At 60.1% G+C, this 15,069-nt stretch carries 16 protein-coding genes; 5 read left to right on the forward strand and 11 right to left on the reverse strand.

Annotation, left to right across the window (positions count from 1 at the left end; translation table 11 throughout):
• Window positions 1-20 precede the first annotated feature (20 nt).
• The 3 genes from F0184_RS16900 to F0184_RS16910 are packed head-to-tail and all read left to right on the forward strand — an operon-like array spanning window position 21 to window position 2,261.
• Window positions 21-449: a DUF805 domain-containing protein gene (locus F0184_RS16900; protein ID WP_150497380.1), complete on the forward strand. Its 429-nt coding sequence runs from the start codon at window positions 21-23 to the stop codon at window positions 447-449.
• Between the two features lie 28 nt (window positions 450-477).
• Window positions 478-1,674: a succinyl-diaminopimelate desuccinylase gene (gene dapE, locus F0184_RS16905; protein WP_150497381.1), complete on the forward strand. Its 1,197-nt coding sequence runs from the start codon at window positions 478-480 to the stop codon at window positions 1,672-1,674.
• On the forward strand, window positions 1,671-2,261 hold the full coding sequence (locus tag F0184_RS16910; protein ID WP_150497382.1) for a hypothetical protein: 591 nt from the start codon (window positions 1,671-1,673) through the stop codon (window positions 2,259-2,261). Before dapE ends, F0184_RS16910 begins: the two co-directional genes overlap by 4 nt.
• A 157-nt stretch (window positions 2,262-2,418) precedes the next feature.
• Here F0184_RS16910 and dapD read toward each other — a convergent pair whose 3' ends face one another.
• A complete protein-coding gene (gene dapD, locus F0184_RS16915) occupies window positions 2,419-3,267 on the reverse strand; it encodes a 2,3,4,5-tetrahydropyridine-2,6-dicarboxylate N-succinyltransferase (RefSeq protein WP_150497441.1) in 849 nt (282 codons plus the stop codon).
• Window positions 3,268-3,489: 222 nt separating this feature from the next.
• Here dapD and F0184_RS16920 point away from each other — a divergent pair, with 222 nt between their 5' ends.
• Window positions 3,490-4,395: an EamA family transporter gene (locus F0184_RS16920; protein ID WP_150497383.1), complete on the forward strand. Its 906-nt coding sequence runs from the start codon at window positions 3,490-3,492 to the stop codon at window positions 4,393-4,395.
• Between the two features lie 11 nt (window positions 4,396-4,406).
• Here the strand turns inward: F0184_RS16920 and F0184_RS16925 are convergent, their stop codons facing one another.
• The 10 genes from F0184_RS16925 to rpmH all read right to left on the reverse strand — a co-directional run bounded on the left by F0184_RS16925 (window position 4,407) and on the right by rpmH (window position 13,872).
• Window positions 4,407-4,787, reverse strand: coding sequence for a hypothetical protein (locus F0184_RS16925; RefSeq protein ID WP_208998534.1), 381 nt, complete (start codon window positions 4,785-4,787; stop codon window positions 4,407-4,409).
• Window positions 4,788-4,890: 103 nt separating this feature from the next.
• Window positions 4,891-5,754 (reverse strand): LysR substrate-binding domain-containing protein, encoded by an 864-nt coding sequence (locus F0184_RS16930; RefSeq protein ID WP_150497384.1) that lies wholly within the window; start codon window positions 5,752-5,754, stop codon window positions 4,891-4,893.
• 160 nt (window positions 5,755-5,914) lie between these two features.
• Window positions 5,915-6,664: a pyrimidine 5'-nucleotidase gene (locus tag F0184_RS16935; protein ID WP_150497385.1), complete on the reverse strand. Its 750-nt coding sequence runs from the start codon at window positions 6,662-6,664 to the stop codon at window positions 5,915-5,917.
• On the reverse strand, window positions 6,661-7,548 hold the full coding sequence (gene argB, locus F0184_RS16940) for an acetylglutamate kinase (protein WP_150497386.1): 888 nt from the start codon (window positions 7,546-7,548) through the stop codon (window positions 6,661-6,663). The genes F0184_RS16935 and argB overlap by 4 nt, the downstream gene beginning before the upstream one ends.
• A 118-nt stretch (window positions 7,549-7,666) precedes the next feature.
• Window positions 7,667-9,835 carry a diguanylate cyclase domain-containing protein gene (locus F0184_RS16945; protein ID WP_172972148.1) on the reverse strand — a complete coding sequence of 723 codons (2,169 nt, stop codon included), beginning with the start codon at window positions 9,833-9,835 and terminating at the stop codon, window positions 7,667-7,669.
• 94 nt (window positions 9,836-9,929) lie between these two features.
• A complete protein-coding gene (yihA, locus tag F0184_RS16950; RefSeq protein WP_150497388.1) occupies window positions 9,930-10,577 on the reverse strand; it encodes a ribosome biogenesis GTP-binding protein YihA/YsxC in 648 nt (215 codons plus the stop codon).
• 10 nt (window positions 10,578-10,587) lie between these two features.
• Window positions 10,588-11,250: a CatB-related O-acetyltransferase gene (locus tag F0184_RS16955; protein WP_150497389.1), complete on the reverse strand. Its 663-nt coding sequence runs from the start codon at window positions 11,248-11,250 to the stop codon at window positions 10,588-10,590.
• Window positions 11,251-11,444: 194 nt separating this feature from the next.
• Entirely contained in the window at window positions 11,445-13,253 is a 1,809-nt protein-coding gene (gene yidC / locus F0184_RS16960) for a membrane protein insertase YidC (protein WP_150497390.1), read from the reverse strand.
• 5 nt (window positions 13,254-13,258) lie between these two features.
• Window positions 13,259-13,672: a ribonuclease P protein component gene (gene rnpA / locus F0184_RS16965; RefSeq protein WP_150497391.1), complete on the reverse strand. Its 414-nt coding sequence runs from the start codon at window positions 13,670-13,672 to the stop codon at window positions 13,259-13,261.
• 65 nt (window positions 13,673-13,737) lie between these two features.
• Window positions 13,738-13,872 carry a 50S ribosomal protein L34 gene (gene rpmH / locus F0184_RS16970; protein WP_068311851.1) on the reverse strand — a complete coding sequence of 45 codons (135 nt, stop codon included), beginning with the start codon at window positions 13,870-13,872 and terminating at the stop codon, window positions 13,738-13,740.
• 363 nt (window positions 13,873-14,235) lie between these two features.
• On the opposite strand from rpmH, the gene F0184_RS16975 reads away from it, so the two are divergent.
• The gene (locus F0184_RS16975) at window positions 14,236-15,039 is read left to right on the forward strand and encodes a TVP38/TMEM64 family protein (protein WP_172972149.1); all 804 of its coding nucleotides are present in this window, start codon (window positions 14,236-14,238) and stop codon (window positions 15,037-15,039) included.
• Window positions 15,040-15,069: the final 30 nt, after the last annotated feature.

A 15,069-nucleotide genomic window follows, 5' to 3' on the forward strand; every position in this document is an offset into this window, starting at 1 on the left:
GTGTTCAAGATCGGAAGCTGATGGCCTCTCCCGCGCCCGCCGCAAATCTGACCCCCGGCCTCGTTTGGCTGTTTCTGAGTCCCATCGGCCGGGTAGGCCGCCACGCCTATTGGCTGGCTTTTGCCCTTGTCTGGGTGGTGATCGGTATCGCATTCAACATGTGGTGGTCGTCCCTGGGGCCGGACATTGACATCAACCAGGTGACGCTGGTCAGCTTCATGGAGTCCAACGCTCTGTTTCCTCTCCTGTTTCTTCTCCTGCAGTGGATTGAACTCGCGCTGGTCATCAAACGCTGCCAGGATATTGGGGTAACAGGTTTCCTCGGTCTGTTGATCTTCGTGCCCATCATAAATGTTCTGGCTGTCGTGATCATCGGTGTCGCTCCCGGCATCCGGGGCCCCAACAAACATGGCCCGATGTCCGACAGCTATTTCCGGCGCTCCAGCTAGTCCCGTAAGGTTTGGAAAGTCAGTCCTCATGCCCGCTGATCCGCACCACCTTCCTCTTGCCGTGCAGTTGGCGCGGGATCTCATCCGCTGCCCCTCGGTGACCCCGCAGGAGGGGGGGGCGCTGTCCTATCTGGGCACAGTCCTTTCCGGTGCCGGTTTTCGCGCTGACCGGGTCGTCTTTTCGGATGATGGCACGCCCGATGTCGAAAACCTGTTCGCGAGCATTGGCAGCGGGGCGCCGCATTTCGTTTTCGCGGGCCACACAGATGTTGTTCCGCCCGGCGATGAGGCCGCGTGGAGCCACGGACCTTTCGAAGGAGCGATTGAGGACGGCCGCCTGTTCGGGCGCGGGGCCGTCGACATGAAGGGGGGCATTGCCGCATTCGCCGCCGCCGCGCTCGGCTTTGTGCGGACCCGCGGCCCCGATTTCGGGGGCACCATCTCGCTGTTGATCACCGGTGACGAGGAGGGGCCGGCGATCAACGGCACGGTGAAACTGCTTGAATGGGCAAAAGCGAACGGCCACGTGTTCGATGGCTGTATCGTGGGGGAACCGACAAATCCCGAAAAGCTGGGAGAGACCATAAAGGTGGGACGGCGGGGTTCGTTGTCCGGCACGATCCGGGTGAACGGCATACAAGGACACGTCGCCTATCCCCATCTGGCGCGTAACCCGGTGCCGGGTCTGCTGCGGCTTGTGTCGGCTCTTGACAGCGAAGCGTTCGACAATGGCAACGAGCGGTTCGAGCCGTCGAACCTTGAGTTCGTCAGCATCGACGTCGGAAATCCGGCCTTCAATGTCATTCCAGCCAGGGCGGAAGCCCGTTTCAATATCCGTTACAATGATTTGTGGACCCTCCAGTCGCTCCAGACAAGAATTGAAGCCACCCTGGCGGAGGCGGCCGGGGGAGACCTTTCCTATGAGATCATCTACAAGCCCGACGCAAGCGAAGCCTTCCTGACGAAGGATCAGGGCTTGATCGACGCGCTGGCCGCCGCCATTCGCGCGGAGACCGGAAGGGTCCCGGACCTGTCCACCGGCGGCGGGACGTCCGACGCGCGTTTTATCAAGAACCACTGTCCCGTCGTTGAATTCGGGCTTGTCGGGCAAACCATGCACAAAGTCGACGAGCATGTCGTTGTCGACGACCTGGAGCGCCTGGCGGCCATCTACGCAAGATTTCTGGAAAGCTATTTCCAATCGTCCAAGGTGAACGCGGCATGATCTCTTTGCGCGAGGCGGTCTGGAGCCTAAAAGGGTCATGGCTTTTGTTGCAAAACCGGCCAGAGGGGCTTTCGTGGTTTGATTTATCCCTTGGCGGCTTTTGGCGCTCTTTCGGCGCGATCCTGTTCATTTTGCCGCTTTTCTGGGTGAGTTCTTTGGCCGAGCAGAAACTGATCCTGATGGAATCGGACATGACGGCCGAGGGGCTGGCCGCGACGAATTTCTGGGTTTCGCGTTTTCTTGCCCTTGGTCTTGACTGGATTGCGCTGCCCTTGCTTCTGGCGGCTCTTGCAGGGCCGATCGGCATTTCCCAGGGCTACGCGCCCTTTATTGCCGTTCGCAACTGGACGAGCCTTCTGATTGCCGCTCCCTACGCGCTCATCGGGCTTTTCTATCTTTCGGGCATGATCAGCAGCGGCTTCACCGTTCTGTTCTGGATGACAATCCTGATCGCCGCGCTTTGGTACCGCTTTGTCGTCGCGCGCATCACGCTGCGATGCGGTGTCGGGCTGGCCATCGGGATCGTCGTTCTCGATTTTCTGCTCTCGCTTTTTATTCAGGAGATGTCTGGCCGGCTGCTGGGGTGAGCAGCGCGCAAATCCGACCGGAACGCGCGCGCCCGGTGGCCATCGCCGGACGCGTATTCGCGGCCGCCCGGATGGCGTCTGTTTGGCGCTGCGGTTCTTCTGCCACCACGCTCAACCGCCGGTTCCCCGGCGGCCGAGCTTGGGCCTCTGAAAGGGATCAGTCGCGCAACAGCTCGTTGATGGACGTTTTCGAGCGGGTCTGTTCATCGACCGTCTTCACGATCACCGCGCAGTAAAGGCTGGGACCATAGTTCTCTCCCGGCAGATTCTTTCCGGGAAGGGATCCCGGAACGACAACGGAGTAGGGCGGGACCCGGCCCACATGAATTTGCCCGGTCTGGCGGTCCACGATCTTGGTCGACTGCCCGATGAAAACACCCATGGAGAGCACAGACCCTTCGCCGACGATCACGCCTTCGACGACTTCCGACCGGGCTCCGATGAAACAATTGTCCTCGATGACGACCGGATTGGCCTGCAGCGGCTCCAAAACGCCGCCAATGCCCACCCCCCCGGACAGATGCACGTTTTTGCCGATTTGCGCGCAGGATCCAACGGTGGCCCAGGTGTCGACCATGGTTCCCTCATCGACATAGGCACCCAGGTTCACGAATGACGGCATCAGCACGACGCCCTTGCCAATGAAGGCGGACCGGCGGACGGTGCAATTTGGCACAGCCCGGAAGCCGGCTTCTTCAAAGTCGATCCCGCGCCAGCCATCGAACTTCGATGGCACCTTGTCCCACCAGGCCGCATCGCCCGGCCCGCCCTTGATGACTTCCATCGCATTGAGGCGGAAGGAGAGCAAGACCGCCTTCTTGGCCCATTGGTTGACATGCCAATCCCCGTCTTTCTTCTCGGCGACCCGCACCTGGCCCCGGTCCAGCAGGTTCAGTGTCGTTTCAACGGCATCCCGCACCTCGCCGGTGGTATGGGCATCGATGGACGCCCGGTCTTCAAACGCGGCATTGATTACGGTTTCAAGCTGGCCAAGGTCATGGTGCATCATTGGGGGGCATTCTCCGGAAAGGGACTGTTGTGGCGCGGACCTAAGCGGCCCTCCATCGTTCTGTCAAGCGATAGGACAATCCGTCACCTCCGGGCTCCATGCGCTGGCATGTGCGGGTGAGGGGGGCTCACCCAGCGATGCGAAAACGTCAATTGTTGCAGACCAAAAGGCGGCATACCCTCCCCAAGACATATGGTATTGGCAATTTGGGAGCCTGCGATGGATCTATGGATCCCGATCACTGTATTCGCGGCCTTCTGCCAGAATCTTCGCTCCGCCCTGCAAAAACATCTGAAAGGCCGGCTTGGCACCAGCGGCGCCACCTTTGTCCGGTTCGCGTATGGCGTCCCTTTTGCCTGGCTGTATGTATGGGGGTTGAATGCCGGCCTCGGTCTCCCCTTTCCGGAACTGCCGCTCGTTTTTTATCCCTTGGCATTCCTCGGCGGGTTGGCTCAGATCGCGGCAACCTTTCTGCTCATCCATCTTTTCTCTTATCGGAATTTCACCGCCGGTACAGCCTATTCGAAGACCGAGCCGATCCAAGCGGCCTTGTTCGGCTGGCTGCTCATCGGGGAAACGGTCACCCTTTCAGCAGGGATCGGAATTCTGCTTGGGGTCATAGGCGTCGTTACCGTTTCGCTTGCGCGGGAACCGAAGGATCTTGCATCCATGGCGTCCGCGCTGAGCAGCCGGCCGGCGTTCATCGGTCTTGCCTCGGCCGGATTGTTCGGGGCATCGGCTGCGCTCTACAGGTCCGCCGCCTTGAGCCTGGAGGGAACCGGTTACCTGATGCAGGCAGGCTTCGCGCTTGCCTTGGTCACGTTGTTCCAGACCTTCGTGATGGGAGCCTGGATGGCGGTTCGCAGGCCCGCTGAATTGTCCGCCACGATCAGGACATGGCGTTCGAGTGTCTTTGTCGGCATCACGGGGATCGCGGGATCGATTGGCTGGTTCACGGCCATGACCTTGCAACAGGTGGCCTATGTCCGGGCTCTTGCCCAGATTGAGCTTGTCTTCACACTTTTGTTTTCTGTCTTTGTTTTCAGGGAAAAGCTGAGACAGGCCGAGATCATCGGCTGTCTGCTGATCGGCGCCGCTGTGGTGGTTGTCGTGCTGGCGAGTTGAGGGAAAGTCCCTCAAGGTTTGAGAACGATCACTTCGGTCTGGCCACCGTCGCATATGTAGCAGCAACTCCGGCAGCGCATCCTGTTCTGGTAGCCGACACCCCAATAGGTCTCCGTCCTGTTGCGCACCCAGGCTCCGTAGCACACCCTTTCACCTTTCTGGCACGAAATGCCAATGCGCTGAAGCGTGTAGTTGTTCAAGACATAAACCCGCTCACGGCCGGGCCAGACATGGCCTTGGCGGGTGTCGGAGTAAAGCTCCACATCGACGATGTTTGGGTGCTCGCTGCGGATCTGGAAGGTCAGGGTCTCCGCGGAAGCCGATCCGCCCGGGAAAAAATGGACCGAGGTCAGCATGACAAGAAAAATCAGAGGTTTGGTCAGGGAACCCATGGCGCACCCATGCTCCTTCAGGACGGGGCCGCGAGCATAAGCGTTCGCCGGCCGGTTGGAAAGCAGGCCGGGTTTGTGGCGCGCCGGAACCTGCGTCAGTGCCCTATGTCGTGCTTTGGAGCCAGTCCCGGAATGCCCCGACCGGCCTCGACAGCGGGCGCGCGGGCGACCGCACAAACCAATACCCTGTTTCCAGTTCGACAACCGGCCAATCGGGCAGGAGCAGATGGCCGGCATTCACCTCCTTTGTCAGAAAGCGTTTGTCGACGGCAATGGCCCCCATTCCGGCAATCGCCGCTTGAATGGCCAGATCGCGGCTTTCCAAAACCATTCCGGACGCGGCGTCTTCATGGTCAAGCCCGGCGGAGGACAGCCACAACGGCCAGTCGCCGCGCCGTCCGGCACTGTGGATGAGCGGTAAGCGCGACAGAACGCTGGGCCCGCCGGCAGCGTGTTCGGCAAGGAGGGCGGGGGCGACGGCGACGGCCAAATGCTCTTGCCACAAAAGCACGCTGTCGAGACCCTGCCAGTTGCCGGTTCCAAGACGAATGGCGCAATCATAGTGTTCGCGCTCCAGATCGACCATGCGGGTGGATGCCGATAGCAGGATTTCGACATCCGGCTGGATTTTCTGAAATTCAGGCAAGCGGGGGATCAGCCAGCGCGTGGCAAATGTCGAAACGGTGCTGATTCTCAGCTCTGTGCGTCCGCGGCGGCGAAAGGTATCGACAGCCTCCTCGACCCGATCGAACGCATCCCCCAAACCGAGAGCCAGCCGCTGCCCCTCCTCCGTCAGGATCAGCCCGCGCCCGTCCCGCAAGATGAGTTGCGCGCCCAGTTCATCTTCCAGCTTGCGCATGAGATGAGACAGGGCGGAGGGGGATACGCCGAGCCGGTCCGCGGCCAGTGACGCACGCCCAAGTCGGGCCAAAAGGGAAAATGCGTGAAGAGCACGAAGAGAGACCATGGCAAATGGGATCCGCGTCGAACAGAGCATCGGGCGCAGGGATGAAGCCCAGGCAATGCTCTGCCATCTGAAAACCGCTCGGCTTCCTGGCGCAAGGCATTTCCGCCATGTCGCCGGGTGAACTGGGTTGTTTGGGCAAGGTCAAACCGGGCAAGCGCAGTCAGGCGGCCTTTATCGCCCCAAGCACCGCCTTCAGGAAGCCCGGCAAATGATCCGTGACGAAATCGACATGCGGAACGGCATCGCCCTCCATTTCCCATGCGCCCGAAAACAGATCCCGGGTGTTTTGCGGGACGATCAGAACAGTGCGCATCCCCAGGCCATGGGGCACGACAAGGTTTCGCGACAAATCCTCGAACATGGCGGCACGAACCGGTGAGACACCCGTCTGTTTGACGAACATGTCATAGGTTTCCCGGTTGGGCTTCGGCATCAAGTCGGCTGCCACAATGTCGAAGATGTCCTCGAAATGATCGGTGATGCCAAGCGCGGCGGCCGTCCGCTCAGCATGCGGGCGGTCGCCATTCGTGAAGATGAACTTGCGTCCGGGCAAGGCCGCGATGGCCGCGCCAAGCTCCGGATCCGGGGTGAGGGACGAATAATCGATATCATGCGCATGGGCGAGGAAATCGTCGGGATCGACGTTATGTTCGATCATCAAGCCGCGCAGCGTGGTGCCGTAGGTCTTGTAGTACTGCTTCTGCTGCACCATCGCCTCGTCCGGCGGCAGTTGGAGAAGGCGGGCGACATAGCTGGCGATTTGCTCGTTGATCTGGCTGAAAAGGTTGGCTTCGGCGGGATAGAGCGTGTTGTCGAGATCGAAGATCCACGCTTCGACGCCCTCGAAGGTCCGAAGGTCGTGCAAATGGGCGTGCCGGCCTTCGCGGGGAACGGTTTTGCGTCCTGTCACGGCTGGATCAGCGTCCCGACGCCGCGGTCGGTAAACAGCTCCAGCAGGACCGCATGCGCGACCTTCCCGTCCAGGATGACAACGCCTTCAACCCCTTTTTCAACAGCCTCGATACAGGTCTCGACCTTCGGGATCATTCCGCCGGAAATCGTGCCGTCCGCCATCAGCGCGCGGGCCTCTCCAATGGTCAGACTCTTGATCAGATTGCCGTCGCGGTCCAGTACGCCTGGAACATCGGTGAGGAACAGAAGCCGGGTGGCATTCAAGGCGCCGGCAATTGCTCCTGCGAAGGTGTCGGCGTTGATATTGTAGGTGTTGCCGTCCTTGCCATGGGCAACGGGGGCGATGACGGGAATGAGGTCCTCTTTCAAGACCATTTTCAAAACCGTCGGATTGACTTCAGCCGGTTGACCGACGAAGCCCAGATCGACCACCTGTTCGATTGCCGAATCCGGGTCAACCATCGTCCGGCGGAGCTGTTCCGCGATCATCAGGTTCCCGTCTTTGCCGCACAGGCCAACGGCCCGTCCGCCTTCACCGGTGATCGTCTGGACAATCTGCTTGTTGATTGATCCGGCCAGCACCATTTCGACGATCTCGATCGTCGCGCGGTCTGTGACGCGCAACCCGGCCCGGAACTCGCTGGTGATATTGAGGCGCTTGAGCATGTTGCCGATTTGCGGCCCGCCGCCATGGACCACCACCGGATGGACGCCGGATTGGCGCATCAGCGTGACGTCTCTGGCAAAAGCGCGGCCAAGTTCGGCATCGCCCATGGCATGCCCGCCATACTTCACCACGACCGTCTTCTTGTCGTAACGCTGCATGTAGGGAAGCGCCTGGGCAATGATATGTGCGCGATTGCGGTCATCCAGCAAAGTCATGAAGGAAAGCGCTCTTGCTTATGGTTGGTTGTGCCTGAACGGTCTATACCCGGTTTGCCCGGGCACTACAATGTGGGCAAAGCATGCGGCAGACAGGTGTCACACTGTGCCGGATGCTTTACATGGCCGTTTGCTTTTCAATGGAAAACAGCCGCTCGGTGAAGGCATCCGCGTCAAGTGCATGGTGGATCGGGCGGCTGATATAGGTATCCCCGCCGCAGTTCAGCAGTTGCTCGTGATCGGCATGCCGGTCGTACCCGCTGGTACAAACTGAAAAGCCCATGTCCCGCGCAAAGCGGGTCAAGGCCTTTGCTGTTGCCCAGGCATCTGCGCTGTCATCCACCCGTCGCAACGCGTCCAGGTCCAGATTGACCCTGCTTATGCCAAGGGGCAGCAGTTTGAACGGACTGACCAACTGGTGCCCGTATTCCGTGATCCCGATCGTCACGCCTTTGGCGAGAAGGGCCGCGAGATTTGATTTCAGTTCGCCGGAATGGCGCAACACGCTTTCCGCGAACAGATTGAGTTGCAGATTGTCAAGTCCGAGGCCTGTCTCCGCCTCGATCCGGATCACGTTGGCGACCAGATTTGGGTCTTCACACTGCGCCGGGTTCAGGGTGAGGCTCAAGGTCCGGCTAACGCCGGCGCGGCGGTTCCAGTCCGCCAGTTGCCCTGCTGCGCGCCTGAGAAAATGGGTTCCGATCTCGAGCGCTTCGTCGGCCTGGGCGAGCGGGGAGCCGAGCGCCCTCATTCTGATCGGTGTCGCGTGCGCCGGGGTCCAGACCAGGACAGCCTCGGCCCCGGTAATCCGGTCGTCGGAAAGGGACCGGATGGAGCGGAATGCCACGGAGATCTCGTTTCGCGGCAGAGCGAAGCGCATGGCCCGTCTTTGCTCGTCGGCGTCCTCGAGCTCGTACCGCATGGTATGCTCGAAGAAGCGGAAACGGTTGCGCCCGGCGCGTTTGGCCGCATAAAGGGCAAGATCGGCATTTCCCAAGAGCTGGTTTCCGTCGGCTCCGTGCTGCGGCAGCAGGGCAACCCCGATGCTGCATCCGAACCGGACTTGCTTGCCGTCGATCGTTGCCGGCGTGTTGAGGGCCGAGATCATTGCGCCGGCACATTCGGTGACGGCGGAGCGGCGGATCAGGGCGGGATCCAGTATGGCGAACTCGTCGCCTCCAAGCCGGGCAATCGTCGCCTCATGTGAAACGATTGAGCCCAGACGGTGCGCGACCTCCTTCAAGATCGCATCGCCGAAAGAATGCCCGTAGGTGTCGTTCAGGGTTTTGAAATTGTCGAGATCGAGGAGAAGAAGCGCGGCCGGGTCGCCATGCTCGGTCCAGTCGCAAAAGGTGCGTTCCAATTGTGCCGTGAAGGCTGCCCGATTGACCAGCCCGGTTAAAGGATCGTGGCTCGCGTAATATGCGATTTGTTTTTTGGCCCGTTCTTCCTCGGTGACGTCTCTTCCAATCCCGCGATACCCGAGGAAGCGGCCGTCTGGCGCATAAATCGGCCAGCCGTGAATGCTTACGCAAACCGTTTCGTCGCCGGTATCGATCGAGTACCGGAAATCGCGAAAGGGGCGGGGGTCCTTGAGGGTTTCCTTGTGCGCCGCCAATCGTCCGGGATCCGTAACCCGGCCAGTGATCGTATCCCAGCGGGGCCCGTCCGGCGCGTTGTCTGCCGACAGTTGCGTCCGCCCGAGGTCCCCGATGGAGGAATAGGTCAAGCGCAGATCCTGATCCTGCTCCCAGACCCAGTCCGTCGCGATTTCGAGATAGTCTGACAGCCGGTCCGCATTCAAACGCGCTTCAATGAGCCGCTCGGTGATGAATTGCAGCTCTTGAGCCCGGCCTTTTTGCGCCTCGCTCAGTGCGGACCAGGACTGGGCCGCGCTGAAAATGGTCAGTACACCGGCGAGCGCCTTGCGGCGGTCGCTGATCGGGAAACTTGCGATCGATGCGACTTCCGGAACGGAAAACAGGGAGAGGGACGCGTGCTCGGGACTGCCGGAATCAATGAACACTGGTTCGCGGCGCTTTGCGACACGCTCGAAGAGCGGCGCCGCATTCAGGTCGCAGCGTTCATTGCCCCCCGCCAGAACCACCATATACGGCGTTTCGTTTTGCAAGAGGGTCAGATGAACACGCTCGGCACCCGTCTCGCTGCACAGTATCGAGACAAGGGCCTGCAAGGCCTGCTCATAAAGGGCGATGGACGTCCGCTCGCCGAGGACGTTGCCGACATGACCGGAAATCCCGGCATGCGCATGCGTGAACTCCGTCATTCCGGAGCGTTCGTCATACCCCATGAGCCCTAGAACCACCCCCCGGCCGTCATCCCAACTCTCGTCAGATCACACAACACTCAACTGTTTGGTGTTAAAATGACGTAAAACGCGCAATCTCCGCGCGAAGGTCATCGATCCCTTTTTGTTTCTCGGAGGACGTGCTGATCACCTCCGGATGTGCCGCAATACGCTTCTTCAGGGCTACAAGAGTGTCCGCCTCAAGCCGTGCGAGCTGGGTGGGCTTGATTTTGTCGGCCTTGGTCAGCACGATCTGGTACACCACGGCCGCCTTGTCCAGGAGGGCCATCGTTTCGAGATCGTTCTTTTTCAAACCGTGGCGGCTGTCGATCAGGAGAAAAACCCTGCGCAGGTTGGGCCGGCCGCGAAGATAGGAAAAAACGAGAGCGGTCCAGGCCTCCACCAGATCCTTGGGGGCCTGTGCGTAGCCGTAGCCGGGCATGTCGACGAAGGTCAAAGGCGTTTCCGGCGCGGAGAAGAAATTCAGCATCTGCGTTCGGCCCGGTGTGCTGGACGTCCGGGCAAGCCCCTTGCGTCCCGTCAAGGCGTTGATCAACGTGGATTTGCCAACATTCGAGCGGCCCGCGAACGCAATCTCCGTGCCCGCCGCTTCCGGCAGGTTGGCCATGTCCGTGACACTGGTCTGAAAGGCCCAGGGCCGGGCGAACAGCAAGCGGCCCGCTTCGATTTCGTCTGTCGTGTAGGTCTCAATTTCGCTCATGGACAGCCTTCTATCCTGCCTGCGGTCCAGCGTCGAGCGCAGCTTTCTCAAGTGCGGCGAGATCCGCCCCCCGGATGGCATGGAGATGACGTGTGATCGTCTCGACCGGCCAATCCCACCACGCAATTTTCAGCAAGCGCCCGATGGTCTCAGGGTCGAAGCGCTGGCGCATCACGCGTCCGGGATTGCCGACAACGATCGCGTAAGGCGGGATATCGGAAGCGGCCACCGCGTGCGCTCCGAAAATGGCGCCCGAGCCAATGGAAACCCCTGGCATGACGGTTGCGTTGGTGCCGAACCAGACATCATGTCCAACCAGGGTGTCGCCGCGCGCTTCCCTATGGAAGATGGAAAAGTCGAAGTCCTTTTCCCATCCTTTGCCGAAGATGCTGAACGGGTAGGTCGAAAACCCGCCCATCGCGTGGTTGGCTCCGTTCATGATGAAGGTCGTGCCTTGAGCCAGAGCACAGAACCTTCCGATCTTCAGGCGATCACCGTTGAAATCGAAGTGATAGCGAACATTCCGGTTTTCAAAGTCCTCGGGCCGGTCGTCATCGTTGTAATAAGTGTAGTCGCCAACTTCGATCGTTGGGTGGGTGATGACGTTTTTCAGGAAAACCGTATGCTGCGCCCCTTTGAAAGGGTGGACTGTGTGCGGGGATGGGCCGTGCATGGAGACTCCGTAAAGCAAGAAACAAGGAATGATGGACAACCGCGTGGTCTGCGGTCGGCCTGCCGGCCGGCGGCTTCGCCTTGTTGGACAGGCCTTGCTTTATCGGTTCATGGACAGATGTCTCCACAGGATCAAAAAAAGGGCCTCGCAGTCGCGGCGAGGCCCTTGGCTCCTAACAGGTTGAAACCGGCATGTCAGCTCTTGTCGTCGGTTGCCTGCTTTTTCTTTTTGAACATCCCGCCCAGATTGTCCCAGAGCTCGACCTTGACGCCCTGGCGGCTCATGATCACCCACTGCTGCGCAATCGACAGGAAGTTGTTCCAGGCCCAGTAGATCACCAGACCCGCCGGGAAGGACGCCAGCATGAAAGTGAACAGCACGGGCATCCAGGTGAAGATCATCTGCTGGGTAGGATCCGGCGGAGCCGGGTTCATCTTCATCTGAACGAACATGGTAATGCCCATGATGATCGGCCAAATGCCAAGCATCAGAAGCTGCGGCGGATCCCAGGGAATGAGGCCAAACAGGTTGAAGATGGTGGTCGGGTCGGGCGCGGACAGATCCTGAATCCAGCCGAAGAAGGGCGCATGTCGCATCTCGATGGTGACGAACAGAACCTTATAGAGCGCGAAGAAAACCGGGATCTGGATCAAGATCGGCAAGCAGCCGGCCAGCGGGTTGATCTTCTCTTTCTTGTAGAGCTCCATCAGGGCTTGCTGCTGCTTGGTCCTGTCGTCCCCATAGCGTTCCCTGATCTCCTGCATCTGTGGCTGAACAAGCTTCATTTTGCTCATGGAGACATAGGATTTGTTGGCCAGCGGGAAGAAGATCAGTTTGATGATCACCGTGACCAGAAGAATGGCAACGCCGAAGTTTCCGACCAGGTGAAACAGCCAGTCGATGACGTAAAACATCGGCTTCGTCAGGAAGTAGAACCAACCCCAGTCAACCAGCAGCTCGAACCGCTCGATGTCCAGATCGGCTTCATAGGCATCGATCAGGTTGGTTTCCTTTGCCCCGGCAAACAGGTGGGAACTGGTTTCCACCACGCCGCCTGCCGGGATGGTGCGGCCGCCCCCGAGGTAATCCGCCTGGAAATTGTTGTTGCCGGGGAAATAGCGGAAGCTGGGCTGGAAGGTTTCACCGGGTGTGGGAACAAGGGTTGCGGCCCAATACTTGTCGGTAATGCCCAACCAGCCGCGGTCGACCGCATTCGGTTTGACGCTGCCGTCTTCTTGAAGGTCGGAGTAGTCGACCTCCTGCAGCCCGTCTTCGCCAAAGACGCCGATCATCCCTTCATGAAGAATGTAGAAGCCGACTGTTTCCGGCTCGCCGGTGCGAACGATCATGCCGTAGGGATAAAGGGTAAGGTCCTCGCCGGTCGCGTTTTCCACAGTGCGCGCCACCGAAAACATGTAGTTTTCATCGATCGAAAACGTGCGCTTGAACGTCAGTCCCTCGCCATTGTCGTAGGTGAGCGTGACGGGCGTGCTCGGCGTGAGCCGGGACGAGCCCTCGACTCGCCATACGGTCTCCGGGCCGGGCAAGGTCACGTTCGCGCCAGCATCGGCAACCCAGCCGTAATCGGCGAAATAGGGGTTCGGGGCGCCCCGGGGGGAAAACAGCACAATGGTCGGACTGCTGCGGTCCACCGTCTCGTGGTAATCCTTGAGGCGCAGATCATCCAGCCTTGCGCCGGTTAGATTGATCGAGCCATTCACACGCGGGGTGTCGATAATGATCCGTTCGCTTGCCGCAAGGGCCTGATCCCGGGATTGAAAGGTCGTCTGTCCGCCCGCGGCCGGTATGGCCGTTCCCGGTTGACCGGGCGCGTTCTCCGCGGTCGGTGCTTGGGGATCGGAGCCACTTGCCTGCGCTTGCTGAGCCTCCAGGGCGGCCTGTTGCCGTTCGATCTGTGGCTGCGCCACAAAGTACTGCCATGCAAGCAGAACCATGAGGGACAGGATAATCGCAAGGAAGGTGTTGCGGTTTTCGGAAAACAACGAACTTACCCCTGTGTTTTGCTCGGCGTGGCTGGTTTGCCCGGCGTAGCCTTGGCGCGCGTCTTGCGTGGTCTCCGGGGCGCGTTGGCCGTCCGGGGATCAAGAGCATGCGGCAGCCCCGATTTAAGGTCTGCAACCAGTTTTGGGAAGGGAAGAGTGAGGGCATTGTGACGCGCGATCAGAACAAAATCCGCCGCGGCCGGAATATCCTCGGGCTGAAGCGCGGCCACAGCGGCGCGCAATCGGCGCTTGATTCGGCTGCGGACGGCGGAGTTGCCGGTTTTCTTTGTGACCGTGTATCCGATCCGCGATGCGCATCCCGGGTCCCGCTGAAGACCCTGAACGACAAAAGCGCGCCGACCCAGCCGTCCGCCTTTTGCAACGGCAAGAAATTCGGAGCGCTTTTTCAATGTGTCCATATGCGGCAGCTGTTTTGAGTCTGCGGAAGCAGGGTCAGCCGTGCGTGCCGCAAGCCCTGGCCGGATTAGGCGCTCAGACGCTTGCGGCCCTTTGCGCGGCGGCGTGCCAGCACCTGACGGCCATTCTTGGTGGCCATACGTGCGCGGAAGCCGTGGCGGCGCTTGCGGACCAGACGGCTCGGTTGATACGTACGCTTCATTGTATACTCCGCGCGGCTGACCACGCGGCCCTTGGTTCGATGAATATCTTTTGGAGAAAGCATTCGGACCGCTTCGGTACCAGCGCGCGCAGAACAAGCCTGCGTCCGGATGCATATCCAGTCGTGCGCGCTTATACGGGGCGCGCTGCGGCAAGTCAACGCGCGGCAGGCGAAAAATCGTGCGTTGGAAGTCTCACGCCGCGGTGAACGCCATCCGGCGACCGGTCACTTGTCGGTGATGCCGGGTTTTTGCAAACCGGATTAGTGTACACCTCAATGAAACCAAGCTGATGGCGACACTCTCCGGACTACGGTTCAACCGCCTGGCATCGGCCAAAGAATACAGAACGGAGCATTGCACCCATGCACGGAGATCACGCGGATTGCGACACTGGCGATGCCGGCAAGGGTGAAATTGCCGGCCCGCGGAAACCCCGTTTGACGCGGGTTCGAAGGTGGTTGCCGTTGGGCTTTGTTGCCGGGGCCATGATCGCCGGCTTTTCCCAGGGCTGGCATGAGAACCTGACCCTTTCGGCGCTGATCCAAGAGCGCCAGGCATTGCTCGGCTTTGTCGGCGAGCACTTTTTTTTGAGCCTGGCAAGCTTTTCGGCCATCTATGCGGCAGCAGTCGCTCTCAGCTTTCCCGGCGCATCGTTGCTGACCATTGCCGGCGGGTTTCTCTTCGGCTGGATCGTTGGGGGATTTGTGACCGTTTTTGCCGCCACCGCCGGAGCCACGGTCATCTATCTTGTCGCCCGCTCATCCATCGGAGACTTTTTAAAGAAGAAGGCGGGACCATCGCTGAGCAGACTTGCGGCGGGGTTTCAGCAAAATGCTCTGAGCTACCTGTTGTTTCTCCGTTTGACACCGGTATTCCCGTTTTGGCTGGTGAATATCGCGCCGGCTGTCTTTGACGTTCCCCTTCGCACCTATGTCCTGGGCACCATGGTGGGGATCGTACCCGGGACCTTCGCGTTTGCATTCATTGGATCGGGCCTTGATAGTGTGGTGGCCGCGCAAGAAGCGGCGAACCCCGGCTGCGCGGCCGCCGGCACATGCACCTTCGAGGTCAGCGCGCTGGTCACCCCGCAACTCCTGGCCGCCTTCTTCGCGCTGGGTTTGGCAAGCCTCATCCCTGTGGTGATAAAGCGCCTGCGCCGGTCTTGACCGTTCCTCCCGCTGTTTGAATAGGTGGTT

The organism is Roseibium aquae, from assembly GCF_008711285.1.
Taxonomy (GTDB): domain Bacteria; phylum Pseudomonadota; class Alphaproteobacteria; order Rhizobiales; family Stappiaceae; genus Roseibium; species Roseibium aquae.

Bases quoted from the DNA above. Each gene is read 5' to 3' on its own strand.
- F0184_RS16930 (WP_150497384.1), bottom strand. From the start codon at position 5,754: ATGGTCTCTCTTCGTGCTCTTCACGCATTTTCCCTTTTGGCCCGACTT.
- F0184_RS16900 (WP_150497380.1), top strand. From the start codon at position 21: ATGGCCTCTCCCGCGCCCGCCGCAAATCTGACCCCCGGCCTCGTTTGG.
- F0184_RS16945 (WP_172972148.1), bottom strand. From the start codon at position 9,835: ATGACGGAGTTCACGCATGCGCATGCCGGGATTTCCGGTCATGTCGGC.
- F0184_RS16920 (WP_150497383.1), top strand. From the start codon at position 3,490: ATGGATCTATGGATCCCGATCACTGTATTCGCGGCCTTCTGCCAGAAT.
- rpmH (WP_068311851.1), bottom strand. From the start codon at position 13,872: ATGAAGCGTACGTATCAACCGAGCCGTCTGGTCCGCAAGCGCCGCCAC.
- rnpA (WP_150497391.1), bottom strand. From the start codon at position 13,672: ATGGACACATTGAAAAAGCGCTCCGAATTTCTTGCCGTTGCAAAAGGC.
- F0184_RS16975 (WP_172972149.1), top strand. From the start codon at position 14,236: ATGCACGGAGATCACGCGGATTGCGACACTGGCGATGCCGGCAAGGGT.
- argB (WP_150497386.1), bottom strand. From the start codon at position 7,548: ATGACTTTGCTGGATGACCGCAATCGCGCACATATCATTGCCCAGGCG.
- F0184_RS16955 (WP_150497389.1), bottom strand. From the start codon at position 11,250: ATGCACGGCCCATCCCCGCACACAGTCCACCCTTTCAAAGGGGCGCAG.
- F0184_RS16910 (WP_150497382.1), top strand. From the start codon at position 1,671: ATGATCTCTTTGCGCGAGGCGGTCTGGAGCCTAAAAGGGTCATGGCTT.
- dapD (WP_150497441.1), bottom strand. From the start codon at position 3,267: ATGCACCATGACCTTGGCCAGCTTGAAACCGTAATCAATGCCGCGTTT.
- dapE (WP_150497381.1), top strand. From the start codon at position 478: ATGCCCGCTGATCCGCACCACCTTCCTCTTGCCGTGCAGTTGGCGCGG.
- F0184_RS16925 (WP_208998534.1), bottom strand. From the start codon at position 4,787: ATGGGTTCCCTGACCAAACCTCTGATTTTTCTTGTCATGCTGACCTCG.
- yihA (WP_150497388.1), bottom strand. From the start codon at position 10,577: ATGAGCGAAATTGAGACCTACACGACAGACGAAATCGAAGCGGGCCGC.